Genomic DNA, 14,209 nt, shown 5'->3' on the forward strand with positions numbered 1-14,209 from the left:
GCCTTTGCCCACCCTACGGCACCTGTACCCTACCGCTCGAACGCGGCCTTCAGCGCGTTGAGGTGCGGCACCAGCGGATTGCCGATCGAGGGGTGATCGACCGGCGGGTTGTGAATTGTGGTGTCGAGGCGGCGGACGCGGGTCTGCAGGCTCATCGAGCGATGGATCAGCTCCTGGAGCATCGACGGCAGCTTCTCGATGGTGTCGGCGGGGCCGGGATCGGCTGCGCTGAGCTTGACCTTGGTCTTCTCGCGATTGGCCTGGACCAGCGTCATCTCGCCTTCCTTCACCGCACGGTGCAGCAGCAGCCACGAGGCGAGCTGCATCAGGCGCGTGGTGAGGCGCATGCTCTCGGTCGCATAGGTGAGGCTGACGGCGCGATCGAGCGCCTTGGCCTCGTTGCGGCCGGCGCCGTCGAGATAGGCGGCGGTCTCTTCGACCAGATCCATGCCTTCGCGGAACAGGGCGCCGAACGCCGCAGAATTGGTGAACCGCTCGCTGAGTTGAACGAGAGCGCCGTCGGCTTGCAAACGTTCCATGGTTAACGCCCCTTACGCAACTGTTTACCCGTCCGGCTTTGGCGCCGGCTTATGATGAACAAATCATTGCGCGAGCGAACCGCGGAGTCCAGCGGCAAGCGCGGATATGGTTTCCGCGGCTCATTCCTCGGAATTCAACCGGGACGAGACGAAAAAAGAGCCGCCGGAAAACCGGCGGCTTTGAAAGTTGATAACAGGGAGGCGTCAAACAGAGTGGACAGGAGCCACTCGGTGTCCAAACGAGGACAGTTCCAGTCATAAACTCGAAAGCTTAATCAGGAGTAAACGAACGATTTTTTTGAGGGTTCGTTAGCCATGTCGGTCACTGGCCGAGTGGGGATGAGGACCGATCTCTCACCGTCGCCCCGGCGAAGGCCGGGGCCCATAACCACAGGGAGGAGTTTGGCGAAGACTCGTCGTTCGGTATTGCTGTCCAAGCCCATAGACAGATCACGCGGTATGGGTCCCGGCCTTCGCCGGGACGACAACCCCTACGACTTGAAGACGCTGTTCGCCGCATCGCGCGAGGCGCGCTTCTTGGTGGCGGCTTCTTCCAGTCTTGCGATCTCGGTCTTGAGCAGGGCGACGCGCTCGGTCAGTTCCTCGACCGACAACAGTGAGAGATCCTGTCCGATCTCGTGGGTGACCTTCTTGCGCGGGCGGTCGTCGTCTTCAGTCGGCATCGTGGTTCCTCCTGCGTTCGCGGATCACACGGCTGAGGCGGTTGCCAGCCCGGACCGCGCTGGCTAATCAAAGGCCTCGTTCCCCCTCGCACCTTTGCTCAAGGACACATCATGGACAAGCTGCCCGCGCAAATGACCGTGGTCGCCATCTCCAAGCCCGGCGGACCGGAGGTGCTGTTGGCGGAACAGCGGGCCCTGCCGCAGCCCGGTCCGGACGAGATCCTGGTCAAGGTGCAGGCCGCCGGCGTCAACCGGCCCGACGTGGCGCAGCGCTCCGGCGCCTATCCGCCGCCGCCCGGCGCCAGCGACCTGCCGGGACTGGAGATCGCCGGCGAAGTGGTCGCCGTCGGCAGCAACGCCAAGCGGCACAAGATCGGCGACCAGGTGATGTCGCTCGTCGCCGGCGGCGGCTATGCGCAATACTGCATCGCGCAGGACGCCCAGGCGATGAGCGTGCCCCCGGCGCTGTCGATCACGGAAGCCGGCGCGCTGCCGGAAACTTTGATGACGGTCTGGCACAACGTGTTCGAGCGCGGCGGGTTGAAGGCCGGCGAGACGCTGCTGATCCATGGCGGCTCCTCCGGCATCGGCACCATGGCGATCCAGCTTGCGAAAGCGTTCGGTGCAAAGGTGTTCGTCACCGTCGGCTCGCAGGACAAGATCGATGCCTGCCTCAAGCTCGGCGCCGACCGCGCCATCAATTACAAGACCGAAGACTTCGTCGCCGTGGTCAAGGAAGAGACCGACAAGGCCGGCGTCAACCTGATCCTCGACATGGTCGCCGGCGACTATGTCGACCGCAACTATGACGCCGCCGCCGTCGACGGCCGCATCGTGCAGATCGCGACCCTCAACGGCCCCAAGATCAGCGTCAACATCGCCAAGGTGATGGTGAAACGGTTGACCCATACCGGCTCGACCTTGCGCCCCCGTAGTAATGCGGACAAGGCGGCCATGGTGGCTGCGATTGAAGCGAAAGTGATGCCGCTTTTGCGCGAAGGCCGCGTCAAACCGCTGATGGACAGCTCTTTCCCGCTGGAAAAGGCATCCGACGCGCACCGGCGCATGGAGACCTCGGCACATATTGGCAAAATTGTGTTGGAGGTCTAGGCCGCTGGCCCACCGGACCCGCCGGAAACCCTTTGATTTTCCTCGCTTTCGTGCCATCTATCGCGAAATGCCGAACCAATTCCGTCCGGTCTGAAATCGTCTTTACGTGCCAGCCTTGCACCTAGCCTTGCACTTAGCCTCGCACTCAGAGTTTGCGTCGAACGCGGAGAACTGACCTTGCGTCTGATCAGGTGCCTCGCGCCCATCGCGCTGGGCCTCATGATTCTTGTCGCCGCGTCGCCTGCACGCGCGCTTGACGCTGTCAGCGTCCGCGGTGACGCGCCCGCCATCGACCTCACCGGCGTGCTCGAGCATCAGCGCAGCGACGCCGACCGCATCCAGGTCTCGACCGCACCCGGCACCGACGGCATCGTCCGCCGCATCGAGGTGCGCGCCCGCGAGGGCGGCCAGAACTGGGTGGTGTTCGCGCTCGCCAACAACACCGACGACCAGCTCGATCGCCTCATCGTCGCGCCGCATTACCGTATCGTGTCCTCAGGCCTGTTGTGGCCCGACCTCGGGCTGTCGCGCATCGCGACCATCACGCCCTCGACCGGCGACCGGCCGGAGCGGCAGGAAAGCCCGACCGCCGACGTGTTCCGCATCACGCTCGACCCCGGCGCCGTCGTCACCTTCGTCGCGGAACTGCGCACCGACAAGCTGCCGCAGCTCTATCTGTGGGAGCCGGAAGCCTACAAGGACAAGGTCAACTCGTTCACGCTGTACCAGGGCATCGTGATCGGCATCTCCGGCCTGCTTGCGCTGGTGCTGACCATTCTGTTCGTGGTGAAGGGCAGCATCATGTTCCCGGCCGCCGCGGCGCTGGCCTGGGCGGTGCTCGTTTATATCGGCGTCGATTTCGGCTTCTGGGGCAAGGTGCTCGACATGTCGAACAACGCCGAGCGCATCTGGCGCGCGGCGGGTGAAGCGATATTGGCGGCGACGCTGCTGGTATTTTTGTTTGCCTATCTCAACCTCAGTCGATGGCACGTGCGCTACTCCCATATCACGGTGGGCTGGCTCGCCTTCCTCGGCTCGCTGGTCGCGCTCGCTCTGTTCGACCCGGCCGTCGCCTCCGGCATCGCGCGCATCTCGCTGGTGCTGATCGCCTTCGCCGGCTTCGCGCTGATCGTTTATCTCTCGACCCACGGCTTCGACCGCGCGGTGCTGCTGATTCCGACCTGGTTCCTCCTGGTGGTCTGGGTGGTCGCGGCCGGCATGACGGTCGCCGGTTCCGTCACCAACGACATCGTCGGCCCGGCGCTGCTCGGCGGCCTCGTGCTGATCGTGATGCTGATCGGCTTCACCGTCATGCAGCATGCGTTTGCCGGCGGCGGCGCCACCACCGGCGTCGTCTCCGATATCGAGCGGCGCGCGCTGGCGCTGGCCGGTTCCGGCGACCTGATCTGGGACTGGGACGTGTCCGCCGACAAGGTGTTCACCAGCCCGGAGACCGAAGCCCTTCTCGGCCTCAAGCGCGGCACGCTGGAGGGCCCGGCCGCCTCGTGGCTGGAGGTGCTGCATCCGCTCGACCAGGACCGTTTCCGTGCCGCGCTCGACAGCGTGCTCGACCAGCGCCGCGGCCGGCTGGTGCAGGATTTCCGCCTGCGCACGCCTGACGGCCACTTCATGTGGTTCGCGCTGAAGGCGCGCCCGGTGGTCGGCTCCGACGGCGAAGTCTCGCGCGTGGTCGGCACGCTCACCGACGTCACTGAGCTCCGCAACGCCGAGGAGCGCCTGCTGCACGATTCCGTGCACGACAACCTCACCGGCCTGCCCAACCGCAAGCTGTTCATGGACCGGTTAGGCGCGGTCGCGCATTTCGCCAAGACCATGCCGACGCTGCGGCCGACGCTGATGGTGATCGACCTCGACCGCTTCAAGCAGGTCAACGATTCCGTCGGCATCGCGGTCGGCGATTCCATCCTTCTGACGCTGGCCCGCCGCCTCACCCGCATCCTGAAGCCGCAGGACACGCTGGCGCGGCTCGCCGGCGACCAGTTCGGCCTGATCCTGCTGTCGGAGCAGGACCCGGCCCGCATCACCGCCTTTGCCGAAACCATCCGCAAGACCATCCGCGCGCCGATCGCCTTCAACGACCGCGAAATCTTCCTGACCGCCTCGATCGGGCTCGCCCTTTCTGATCCGCAAGTTCAACTGACGGACGAGATCATCAAGGACGCCGAGCTTGCGATGTATCATTCCAAGCGCATCGGCGGCGACCGCATCGACGTCTACAAGCCGGCGATGCGTGCGCGGAAGACCGATCGCCTGACGCTGGAGAGCGAGCTGCGCCGCGCCATCGAGCGCCAGGAGCTCACGATCCTCTATCAGCCGATCGTGCGGCTGGAGGATCGCTCGGTCGCGGGCTTCGAGGCGCTGGTGCGCTGGGACCATCCGAAACTCGGCCGCATGGCGCCGTCGGAATTCATCACCATCGCAGAAGAGACCGGCCTGATCGTCGATCTCGGCATGTTCGTGCTCGACCAGACCGCAAAGCAGCTCTCGATCTGGCAGCGCGCGATGCGCTCGCGCGAGCCGATCTTCGCATCGGTCAACGTCTCCTCGCGGCAGTTGCTGCGCCATGACCTGATCCACGACATCCGCACCGTGCTGTCGCGCTCCTCGGTGGCGCGCGGCACGCTGAAGCTGGAATTGACGGAATCGCTGGTGATGGAGAATCCCGAGCACGCGGCACAGATGCTGACGCGGATCCGCGAGCTCGGCACTGGACTATCGCTCGACGATTTCGGCACCGGCCATTCGTCGCTGGCCTATCTCCAGCGTTTCCCGTTCGACACCATCAAGATCGACCAGTCCTTCGTCCGCACCACCAACCGCGGCACGCGACCGGTGATCCTGAAGTCGATCATCGCGCTCGCGCACGATCTCGGCATGGACGTGGTGGCGGAAGGCGCCGAGACTGATTCCGACGCGGTCGAGTTGTATCAGCTCGGCTGCGAATACGCGCAGGGCTTTGCCTTCGGCGAGCCGATGGACGCGGATGCCGCGATGCGGCTGCTAACGGAAGTGCGGCTGGAAGCGGCGAGCTAGTCGCTGTTTGCCGTTGGGCGCCGGCCGTCCTTCTTCTGCTTCGTGAACCGCACCGTCTGGCCATCCGGCATCCGCGTGGCCTTGAAGCCCGCGGCGAGGCAGGCTTCGCGCTGCGGCATCTGGATATCCGGGCTGCGCGAGGTGTCCCACCATGAGGCACGGTTGGCCGCCCGCGGCAGGGCCGCGCCGATGATCTCCTCGATCTGCTCGAAGCTCAGCATGAACTCCGTCTGCTTCTGCCGCATCAGGTAATCGCGTAGCGCGTCGTAGTCGTTCACCGCCGTTCTCTATCCCTTTGACCGCAGCCCGATTTGCCGAAAAGCGAGGCCTGCGGAAACCAATCCTTAACTGATTGCAGCAGCGTCGTCGCGGCTTAAACACTACGCAAGATTTCAGGCGCATCCACTAGGGTCGGGAGCAAAGGATGCTGTCTGGATGGCGCGAAGCCACGGCCCGCCGGCCCTGGCGTATTTCGGCGAAGCTGCTGATCATCTCGTCCGTCGTGACGGTGATCGGCTTTTCCGCCATTTGCGTCAACGTCATGCTGGACATGCGCCGCGGCGAGGAGGCGCTCGCCCGCCAGACGCTGGAAAACCTGGCCACGTCGATCGACGCCGACATCAGCCGCAACATCGATATCTACGACCTGTCCCTGAAGGCGGTTGCCAGCAACATGCTGCTGCCCGAGATCAACGCGGTGTCCAAGCCGATTCGCCAGCTCATCCTGTTCGACCACTCCACGACCGCAAAGCATTTCGGCGCCATCCAGGTGTTCGATGCGGACGGCAATCTGGCCATCGATGCTTCCACGCTCGATCCGGTTCCGGATAATCGCGGCAGTGAGGAGTACTTCACGGTCCACCGCGACAACCCCAATGCCGGCCTCTTCATCAGCCGCCCGATGCTGTTTCGGGGCGCCTACTCCATTGTGCTGAGCCGGCGTCTCAGCGATACCGACGGCGGCTTCATGGGGGTCGTCGCCGGCTCGATCCGCTTCACCTATTTCCACGAACTGTTCGAGCGGCTGAGCCTCGACCCCGAGGACACCATCACCGTGCTCAAGCGCGACCGCACCATCATGATGCGGCGGCCGTTCGATCTCGACATCATCGGCAAGAATTTGAATGACCGCCAGGCCTGGAAGGCCGACAATCTCCGCGCCGGCGGCTCGTTTACGGGACAGGGACCGGTCGATCCGACCGCGCGGCTCTATGTGCGCAGCGGCGAAACCGGCCCGCTGTTCGTGGTGGCGGGCAAGCCGCTGAGCACGGTGTTCGCGCTGTGGCAGAAGGAAGCTGTCCGCATCGGCGCCGTGGTTCTGGTGCTCGCACTGTTCGTGCTGGGCTCGGCCATCGTGCTCGCCCGCGAGATCGGCCGGCGTGCGGATGCAGAAAGCAAGCTCGAGGAGATGGCGACGACGGACGCGCTCACGGGCCTGCGCAACCGCCGCAAGTTCGACCATGTCATCGACATCGAATGGCGACGCGCCATGCGCCAGAAGACGCAGGTCGCGCTGCTGATGATCGATGCCGATCACTTCAAGGCCTACAACGACACGTTTGGTCACCAGGCTGGCGACCAGTTGCTGGTCGGCATCGCCATCTGCATCTCCGATTCGGTGCACCGCGCCGGCGACTGCGCCGCGCGCTATGGCGGCGAGGAGTTCGCCGTGCTGCTGCCGAACACGTCGGCCACCGACGCCTTCAAGATCGCCGAGACCATCCGGGCCAAGGTGCTGGGCTGGTCCGACGGCGGCGCGGGATCGACCGTCTCCTGCGGCATCGCCAGCCTCGCGCCGACCAGCGGCATGGACTGGGCCATCCTGGTCGCCGCCGCCGACAAGGCGCTCTATGCGGCCAAAGCCGGCGGCCGCAATCAGTCGGTGGTGGCGAGTTTGCCGAAGTTGTCGCTGGTGGCGTGAGGTACTCTCTTGCCGTTAGCGCGTGACGCACTACACAACACAACAGGTGTCGTCCCGGACAAGCGCAGCGAAGCGGAGCGCCGATCCGGGATCCATAACCACAGGGAGTGGTTTGGCGAAGGCTTGTCGTTCAGTATTTCTTCCGAACGCGATCGATAGATTCCGCGGTATGGGTCCCTGCGTTCGCAGGGACGACAGCGGAATGTGCGGCGCCTACTGCCCCAGATACTTCTTCATCTCCGCGATCAGGCCATCACGCAATTCCGGCCGCTTGAGGCCGTAGGCGATGTTGGCGCGGAGGAAGCCGGGCTTGGAGCCGCAATCGTGGCGCTCGCCCTCGAACTCGACGCCATAGAATTTTTGCGATTTGGCGAGGCCGATCATGGCGTCGGTGAGCTGGATCTCGCCGCCGGCGCCGCGCTCCTGGGTCTCCAGGATCTTGAAGATCTCTGGCTGGAGAATGTAGCGGCCGGTGATCGAGAGGTTGGAGGGCGCGGTGCCCTTGGCCGGCTTCTCGACCATGCCGTCGACCTCGAACATCTTGCCGGTGCGCTTTCCGACGCCGCAGATGCCGTATTGATGTGTCAGATGATCGGGCACCGCCTCGACCGCGATGACGTTGGATTTTCCGCCGAGTTTGCCCGCGGTCTCGATCATCTGCTTCAGGCAGCCGGGCGTGTTGAGCACCAGCTCGTCGGGCAGCACCACCGCGAACGGCTCGTTGCCAACGATGTCGCGCGCGCACCAGACCGCGTGGCCGAGGCCGAGCGGCGCCTGCTGGCGGGTGAAGCTGACAGCGCCGGCTTCCGGCTGGTTCTGCGCCAAAATCTCCTGCTCGGCCTTCTTGCCGCGTGCAGCCAAGGTGCTGTCTAGCTCGAACATCTTGTCGAAATGATCTTCGATGACATTTTTGTTGCGGCCGGTGACGAAGATGAAGTGCTCGATGCCGGCTTCCCTCGCCTCGTCATAGACGTACTGGATCAGCGGCTTGTCGACGATGGTGAGCATTTCCTTCGGCATCGCCTTGGTGGCGGGCAAGACGCGGGTGCCGAGGCCGGCGACGGGGAATACAGCTTTGCGGATTTTCATGTGATTGATCGAATACCTTGGGGCGCACGTGAAAGGAGCAATGGCATCTTGCTAGCCGTTTTGCAGCCGGTAACAAAGGCGGATGTAGGGCTCGGTCTCCTGGAATTCGAGAAAAAGGTGACCACCAAAATTTCACCTTTGTTAAGATATTGGCAACCGTAACGAGGCCTCCTGATGGCTGATTTTTGGCCGGACGGATGGGACATGAGGCAATTGGTGACAGCGGTAGCTCTATCTTTGACCGGCGCAACAATGCTCGCGGCCGCGCTCCTGTTCCCCGTGTCCGCGCAGGCCCAAGGACAACAAGGGCAAAACGGCCTGTCGAACCTGTTCGGCGGCATTTTCTCCGGCTCGAACCCAGCGCCCTCGCAAGCCCCGCCCGGACCGGGCGGTGCTCAGACGGGAGCTCAACCTTGGAGCGGCGAGGACGGCGCCTCCGGCCATCCGCTGATGACGGCGGCCGCGATCCGCGAGGCGGCCGGCAATTTTGACAATTGCGTTGCCGGGATGTGGCCTGATGCCGCACGGCGCAACATCACGCAGGAAAATTTCCAGCGCTTCACCGCTGGCCTTTCGCCCGATCTGCGCATCATGGACCTGATGGATTCGCAGCCCGAGTTCACCAAGTCGATCTGGGACTATCTCGACATCCTCGTGAACGACAACCGCCTCGCCAAGGGCAAGGAAGTTCTCGCCAAGTACAAGGCGCAGTTCGCCGCGACCGAGAAGGCCACTGGCGTAGACCGCTTCATCATCGCCGCGATCTGGGGCATCGAGTCCAATTATTCGACGCAGATGGGCGACCGCAGCGTGCTGCAATCGACCGCGACGCTTGCCTGCGTCGGCCGCCGCCAGGCCTATTTCAAGGACGAGTTCCTCTCGGCGCTGGAGATCCTCAACCGCGGCGATTTGCGCCCTGAGCAGATGCGCGGCTCCTGGGCCGGCGCGTTCGGCCCGACCCAGTTCATGCCGACCGCGTTCAAGCGCTTCGCCGTGGACGGAGACGGCGACGGACGGCGCGACGTCGTCGACAACGCCAGCGACCTGATCGCCTCCACCGCCAACAATCTGAAGAAGGACGGCTGGCAGAGCGGCCAGACCTGGGGTTTCGAGGTCGTGGTGCCGCAGGGCTTCAACTACATGCTGGCCGACCGCGCCAAGGCGATGACGATCGCGCAATGGGAAAAACTCGGGCTCAAGCGGGCAACCAACCAGCCCTTCCCGCAGCCGGCGGAAAAGGCCTATCTGCTGGCGCCCGCCGGCGCGCAGGGGCCCGGCTTCCTGATGCTGCAGAATTTCCGGGTCATCATGAAATACAACCCGGCCGAGGCCTATGCGATGGCGATCGGCCATTTCGCCGACCGCCTGCGCGGAGGCCAGCCCTTCGTGCAGCCCTGGCCGCGGCAGGAGCGGGAATTGTCCCGAACCGAGCGGCTGGAACTCCAGCAACTGCTGGCCCAACGCGGCTTCTACAAGGGCACCCCAGACGGCCAGTTCGGCGGCCAGACCCGGGACGCGCTGCGCAACTTCCAGGCCTCGATCGGGGTGCCCGCGGACGGATTCGCATCCTCCGACGCGCTGGACCGGCTGCGCGGCCGGTAAAAACGCGCCGAAAGTAACCCTGAGTGGGGATTTTGGCCGATCGGCGGTGGTTTGCCCCAAGATTTTGCGAGAGAATTTGCCCGTTTGGCGCCCGATTCCGTTATAATATTGAGCTTGTCCCAGACCCGTTGCGCGCGCCCGAGATCGCATGTCGAAGCCAAAATCCTTTTTCAAGGTGCTGACCGAAACCGGCCCGCTGATCGCGCTGGGGACGGCGCTTGCGATCATGGTCTCGATCGCAGGACCGGCTTCGGCGCAGTTCTTCAACTTCCCCGGCTTCGGCGGCCCGCCGCAGCGCCAGACCCCGCCGCCGCGAAACGGTGGAGGCGGCGGTTGGTTCGGCGGCGATTTCTTTGCGCCATTCCAGCAGCAACAGCAGCAGGCTCCGCGACAGGATTTTTCGCGCGCGCCTTCGCCGGGCAAGCGCGACACGACGCCCGACAAGAACGTGCTGGTGATCGGCGACGCCATGGCCGACTGGCTCGCCTACGGCCTGGAAGACGCCTACACCGAGCAGCCCGACATGGGCGTGATCCGCAAGCACAAGACCACGTCCGGCCTGATCAAATACCAGCCTAAGGGTGAGCCCTCGGACTGGGCGGCGGCCGCGAAGGGCATATTGGAGACCGAGAAGCCCGACGTCATCGTCGTCATGCTCGGCCTCAACGACCGCATCTCGATCCGCGAGCCTGCGCCGGACAAAACAGACAAGCCGGCGGACAAAGACAAGAAGAACGACAAGGGCGCGCGCGCCAAGCCGACGGGAAAGCCGGGTGACGCCAAGCCGGGCGACGCCAAGCCTGACACCGCTGCCAAGCCCGACGACAAGCCGGTCGACACCGACCTGCCGCAGGACGATGCCGACAACGCCGATACGCCGGCCGCCGCGCCGGAAAAGACCGCGCGCAATCCGAACGGCCTCTACGAATTCCGCGACGACCGCTGGGTCGAGCTCTACAGCAAGAAGATCGAAGAGCTCGCCAACGTCCTCAAGGCCAAGGGCGTGCCGGTGCTCTGGGTCGGCCTGCCCGCGATCCGCGGGCCGAAGGGCACCGCGGACATGCTGTTCCTGGATTCGCTCTATCGCGAGGGCGCGGCCAAGGCCGGCATCACCTATGTCGACGTCTGGGACGGCTTTGTCGACGAGGCAGGCCGCTTCCTGCAGAAGGGTCCGGATTTCGAAGGCCAGATCCGCCAGCTGCGCAGTGGCGACGGCGTCTACTTCACCAAGCCGGGCGCGCGCAAGCTTGCCCATTATGTCGAGCGCGAGATCACGCGCCTGCTGGCGGGACGCTCAGGCCCGATCGCACTGCCGAGCGAGCCGGCGACGCCCGACACCAGCGCCGAGCCAGGCAAGCCGGCGCCGCGGCCGCTCGCGGGCCCGATCGTGCCGCTGGTCGCGGCCTCGATCTCGACCGATCAGTTGCTGGGTGGACCAGGCACGCGTCCCGCATCCGTCGATGCGCTGGCCGCAAAGACGCTGGTGAAGGGCGAGCCGCTCGCCGCGCCCGCAGGCCGAGCCGACGATTATGCGTGGCCGCGCCGCGAGGTCGGTCGCGAACAGGCCAAGGGTGATACGCCGGTGGCGGCGACGACACCTGACGGTGGCACTGCCGCTCCCGGCACGCCGGGCGCTGCCGCCGCGATCGCGCCGCCAAAACTCGCACCGAAGAAGCCGGCAGCGCCGCCGCAGCAGCCGGCGCAGGCCCAGCCGTCAATTCGCGATTTCTTCGGCTTCGGCGCGCCGCAGCCCGCGCCGCGTCAACTGGCGCCCTCGCCGCGCAACCCGAATCTGAACCCGGCGATTCCGCGTCCGCCCGGCAATGTCGGGCGTTCGGCGGAAGTTCGGTAAGCGTTGCGCTGAATTAAATTGTCATTCCGGGGCGCGCCTCTTGGCGCGAGCCCGGAATCCATTCATCGACATTGACGGTGGCTCGATGGATTCCGGGTTCGCGCTTCGCGCGCCCCGGAATGACGAGCGGCTATTAGCCGTAATAGCGCCAGCGCGGCGGCGGGCGACGTGCGGGGCGGGACATCAGAAGCGCGAGCGCGAAGCCGATGCCGCCGGCAACAAGCAGCGCACCAAGCGGATTGTCCTGCACCTTTTGCGAGATCGCCTGCGAGCCGTCCCGAAGCGTGTCGCCGGGATTCTGGTAGGCGTCCTTGGCGTAGCTCGCGGCGGTGTCCGTGGCGTCACGCACGGCGTCCTTGGCCTGGCCGTAGAGATTCTGCACGGTGCCGGCCGCTTCACGCGCCTTGCCCGACGCCTGTGTCTGCGCATCGCCTGCGAGATCGCCGACGGCGCCTTCGGCGCGTCCAGCGAATTCCTTGGCCGATCCGACGATCCTGTCCTTGTCCATGATGCTCCTCCTCCGGGGTCTGCCGGAGTAACCGATCAGGAGCAGCGCAGTTCCAAGCCTCTACGAAAGTGTGTGGCCCGGATGGAGCGCAGCGCAATCCGGGACAGCGTCAACCGTATTGAAGATTCCCGGATTACGCTTCGCTCCATCCGGGCTACAGAATAAGGCCGCCGTCAACGACCAGCGTCTGGCCGATGATGTAGGACGACAACGGCGAGGCCAGGAACAGCGCCGCGCCCGCCATGTCGGCCGGCGTACCCAATCGCCGCAACGGAATGCGCGCGAGCGCGCCTTCGAGCCGCTTGGGATTGTCGGTAGTCACTTTCGTCATCTTGGTGTCGACCAGACCGGGTGCGATGCCGTTGACGCGGATGTTGTCTTCCGCCCAGGCCTCGCCCAGCGTCCGCGTCAATCCGACCGCGCCGGTCTTCGACGCGTTGTAGGCGGGATTGCCCATGGTGGAATGATAGGCTGCGGTCGAGGACACCATGATCAGCGCGCCCTTCGAATCCCGCAACATGGAATGAAATCGCGTCGCGCACGCCATCAGGCTCATCAGATTGACCTCGACGACCTTGCGGAAGCCCGCCATCTCGAACTCTCCACGGCGATAGATTACCGCGCCTTGCGCGAGCACCAGGATATCGAGCTTATCGAAGGACGGCTTGAACGCTTCGATCGCACTGGGGTTGCTGACGTCGAGTTGCGCATAAGCAAGACCAGTGAGATCGGAGCCTTCCTCCGCAGAATATTCCGCAGGCCGAGCACGCGTGCCGCACACCGCAACTGCTGCGCCCCTCGCGCGAAAAGCTTGCGCGATGCCGTTGCCGATGCCGCTGGAACCACCGACGACAAGAACCTGCTTGCCTGAGAAATCGAGCTCGTTCGCCATCGCGGCCTCCCTCTTGTTTTGCTTGTTTGACCTGTCTGCGGATCGATGCCAGCCTTGTCAATCTCAGAACAAGAAACAAGAGCCCGCGAGGAAACAGCATGTCCGAATTCAAAGAGCTCAGCCGCTCCGTGAAGGGGCTGATCGTTCTCATCACCGGCGCGGCTAGCGGCATGGGGCGCGCCACCGCGCGCGTGTTCGCGTCTGAAGGCGCGAACGTCGCCGTCACCGATTATGACGAGCAAGGCGCGCAGGCGGTGGCGAAGGAGATCGCGGCGAACGGCGGTACGGCGAAGGCCTGGAAGCTCGACGTCGCCGACGGCGGCGAGATCAAGCGCGTGGTTGGTGATGTCGCGGCGCATTTCGGCGGGCTCGATGTCGTCGTCAACAATGCCGGCATCTCCGTCCGCGTCGCGATCGACGACGAGGCTTACGAGGACGCCTGGGCCAGGGGCATCGCCGTGATGCTGACGGCGCATCCGCGCATCATCCGCGCCGCGCTGCCGCACCTGCGCAAGTCGAAGTCCCCGCGTATCGTCAACATCGCGTCGACCGAGGCGCTCGGCGCCACCGCAACGCACAGCCCCTATTCGGCCGCGAAGGGCGGCGTCGCCAGCCTCACCCGCTCGCTTGCGGTCGAACTTGGCCGCGAGGGCATCACCGTCAATTGCATCTGCCCGGGCCCGATCCGCACCGCTATCACCGACCGCATCTCCGAGGAGCACAAGACCATCTACGCCAAGCGCCGCACCGCACTCGGCCGCTACGGCGACCCCGAGGAGGTCGCGCATATGACGCTGAGCCTGTGCCTGCCGGCGGCGTCCTTCCTCACCGGCGCGGTGATCCCGGTCGACGGCGGGTTGATGGCGCGCAACGCGTAAGAGCCATGCGCTCGGAGCGTTGACATCAACCGGCGCGGGAGTAGCTTTTTCACCGGCAGAGCGGGGCCAACCGCTCGCGGT

12 protein-coding genes are annotated in these 14,209 nt (G+C 64.9%); 6 read left to right on the forward strand and 6 right to left on the reverse strand.

Features of this window, described 5'->3' with window-relative positions:
- Positions 1–29: 29 nt before the first annotated feature.
- Both rcdA and V1280_RS25335 read right to left on the reverse strand, forming a co-directional pair.
- On the reverse strand, positions 30–539 hold the full coding sequence (rcdA, locus tag V1280_RS25330) for a protease adaptor protein RcdA (protein ID WP_148772113.1): 510 nt from the start codon (positions 537–539) through the stop codon (positions 30–32).
- Between the two features lie 491 nt (positions 540–1,030).
- Complete coding sequence (locus V1280_RS25335; protein ID WP_334530404.1) at positions 1,031–1,222, reverse strand: DUF1192 domain-containing protein; 192 nt, start codon at positions 1,220–1,222, stop codon at positions 1,031–1,033.
- A 111-nt stretch (positions 1,223–1,333) separates the two neighbouring features.
- Between V1280_RS25335 and V1280_RS25340 the strand changes: the two genes are divergently transcribed.
- Both V1280_RS25340 and V1280_RS25345 read left to right on the forward strand, forming a co-directional pair.
- A complete protein-coding gene (locus tag V1280_RS25340; protein WP_334530407.1) occupies positions 1,334–2,332 on the forward strand; it encodes an NAD(P)H-quinone oxidoreductase in 999 nt (332 codons plus the stop codon).
- A gap of 177 nt (positions 2,333–2,509) precedes the next feature.
- Complete coding sequence (locus tag V1280_RS25345; RefSeq protein WP_334530410.1) at positions 2,510–5,386, forward strand: EAL domain-containing protein; 2,877 nt, start codon at positions 2,510–2,512, stop codon at positions 5,384–5,386.
- Here V1280_RS25345 and V1280_RS25350 read toward each other — a convergent pair.
- Entirely contained in the window at positions 5,383–5,664 is a 282-nt protein-coding gene (locus V1280_RS25350) for a DUF7662 domain-containing protein (protein ID WP_334530413.1), read from the reverse strand. The two genes, V1280_RS25345 and V1280_RS25350, sit on opposite strands and share 4 nt — an antisense overlap.
- A gap of 146 nt (positions 5,665–5,810) precedes the next feature.
- Between V1280_RS25350 and V1280_RS25355 the strand changes: the two genes are divergently transcribed.
- Complete coding sequence (locus V1280_RS25355; RefSeq protein WP_334530416.1) at positions 5,811–7,307, forward strand: sensor domain-containing diguanylate cyclase; 1,497 nt, start codon at positions 5,811–5,813, stop codon at positions 7,305–7,307.
- Positions 7,308–7,520: 213 nt separating this feature from the next.
- On the opposite strand, the gene V1280_RS25360 is transcribed toward V1280_RS25355, so the two are convergent.
- Positions 7,521–8,396: a UTP--glucose-1-phosphate uridylyltransferase gene (locus V1280_RS25360; protein WP_334530419.1), complete on the reverse strand. Its 876-nt coding sequence runs from the start codon at positions 8,394–8,396 to the stop codon at positions 7,521–7,523.
- Between the two features lie 204 nt (positions 8,397–8,600).
- Here V1280_RS25360 and V1280_RS25365 point away from each other — a divergent pair, with 204 nt between their 5' ends.
- Positions 8,601–9,998, forward strand: coding sequence for a lytic murein transglycosylase (locus tag V1280_RS25365; RefSeq protein WP_334538408.1), 1,398 nt, complete (start codon positions 8,601–8,603; stop codon positions 9,996–9,998).
- 148 nt (positions 9,999–10,146) lie between these two features.
- On the forward strand, positions 10,147–11,850 hold the full coding sequence (locus V1280_RS25370; protein ID WP_334530421.1) for an SGNH/GDSL hydrolase family protein: 1,704 nt from the start codon (positions 10,147–10,149) through the stop codon (positions 11,848–11,850).
- A gap of 133 nt (positions 11,851–11,983) precedes the next feature.
- Here V1280_RS25370 and V1280_RS25375 read toward each other — a convergent pair whose 3' ends face one another.
- Positions 11,984–12,358 (reverse strand): CsbD family protein, encoded by a 375-nt coding sequence (locus V1280_RS25375; protein ID WP_334530424.1) that lies wholly within the window; start codon positions 12,356–12,358, stop codon positions 11,984–11,986.
- Positions 12,359–12,512: 154 nt separating this feature from the next.
- Positions 12,513–13,250 (reverse strand): SDR family NAD(P)-dependent oxidoreductase, encoded by a 738-nt coding sequence (locus V1280_RS25380; RefSeq protein ID WP_334530427.1) that lies wholly within the window; start codon positions 13,248–13,250, stop codon positions 12,513–12,515.
- A gap of 98 nt (positions 13,251–13,348) precedes the next feature.
- Between V1280_RS25380 and V1280_RS25385 the strand changes: the two genes are divergently transcribed.
- Entirely contained in the window at positions 13,349–14,128 is a 780-nt protein-coding gene (locus V1280_RS25385; protein ID WP_334530429.1) for an SDR family NAD(P)-dependent oxidoreductase, read from the forward strand.
- Positions 14,129–14,209: the final 81 nt, after the last annotated feature.

The sequence above is a fragment of the Bradyrhizobium sp. AZCC 2230 genome, assembly GCF_036924495.1.
In the GTDB taxonomy this organism is placed as follows: domain Bacteria; phylum Pseudomonadota; class Alphaproteobacteria; order Rhizobiales; family Xanthobacteraceae; genus Bradyrhizobium; species Bradyrhizobium rifense.

Excerpts from the sequence above, each read along its gene's own strand:
- rcdA (WP_148772113.1), bottom strand. The coding sequence starts at position 539 with ATGGAACGTTTGCAAGCCGACGGCGCTCTCGTTCAACTCAGCGAGCGG.
- V1280_RS25335 (WP_334530404.1), bottom strand. The coding sequence starts at position 1,222 with ATGCCGACTGAAGACGACGACCGCCCGCGCAAGAAGGTCACCCACGAG.
- V1280_RS25340 (WP_334530407.1), top strand. The coding sequence starts at position 1,334 with ATGGACAAGCTGCCCGCGCAAATGACCGTGGTCGCCATCTCCAAGCCC.
- V1280_RS25355 (WP_334530416.1), top strand. The coding sequence starts at position 5,811 with ATGCTGTCTGGATGGCGCGAAGCCACGGCCCGCCGGCCCTGGCGTATT.
- V1280_RS25360 (WP_334530419.1), bottom strand. The coding sequence starts at position 8,396 with ATGAAAATCCGCAAAGCTGTATTCCCCGTCGCCGGCCTCGGCACCCGC.
- V1280_RS25365 (WP_334538408.1), top strand. The coding sequence starts at position 8,601 with ATGAGGCAATTGGTGACAGCGGTAGCTCTATCTTTGACCGGCGCAACA.
- V1280_RS25370 (WP_334530421.1), top strand. The coding sequence starts at position 10,147 with ATGTCGAAGCCAAAATCCTTTTTCAAGGTGCTGACCGAAACCGGCCCG.
- V1280_RS25375 (WP_334530424.1), bottom strand. The coding sequence starts at position 12,358 with ATGGACAAGGACAGGATCGTCGGATCGGCCAAGGAATTCGCTGGACGC.
- V1280_RS25380 (WP_334530427.1), bottom strand. The coding sequence starts at position 13,250 with ATGGCGAACGAGCTCGATTTCTCAGGCAAGCAGGTTCTTGTCGTCGGT.
- V1280_RS25385 (WP_334530429.1), top strand. The coding sequence starts at position 13,349 with ATGTCCGAATTCAAAGAGCTCAGCCGCTCCGTGAAGGGGCTGATCGTT.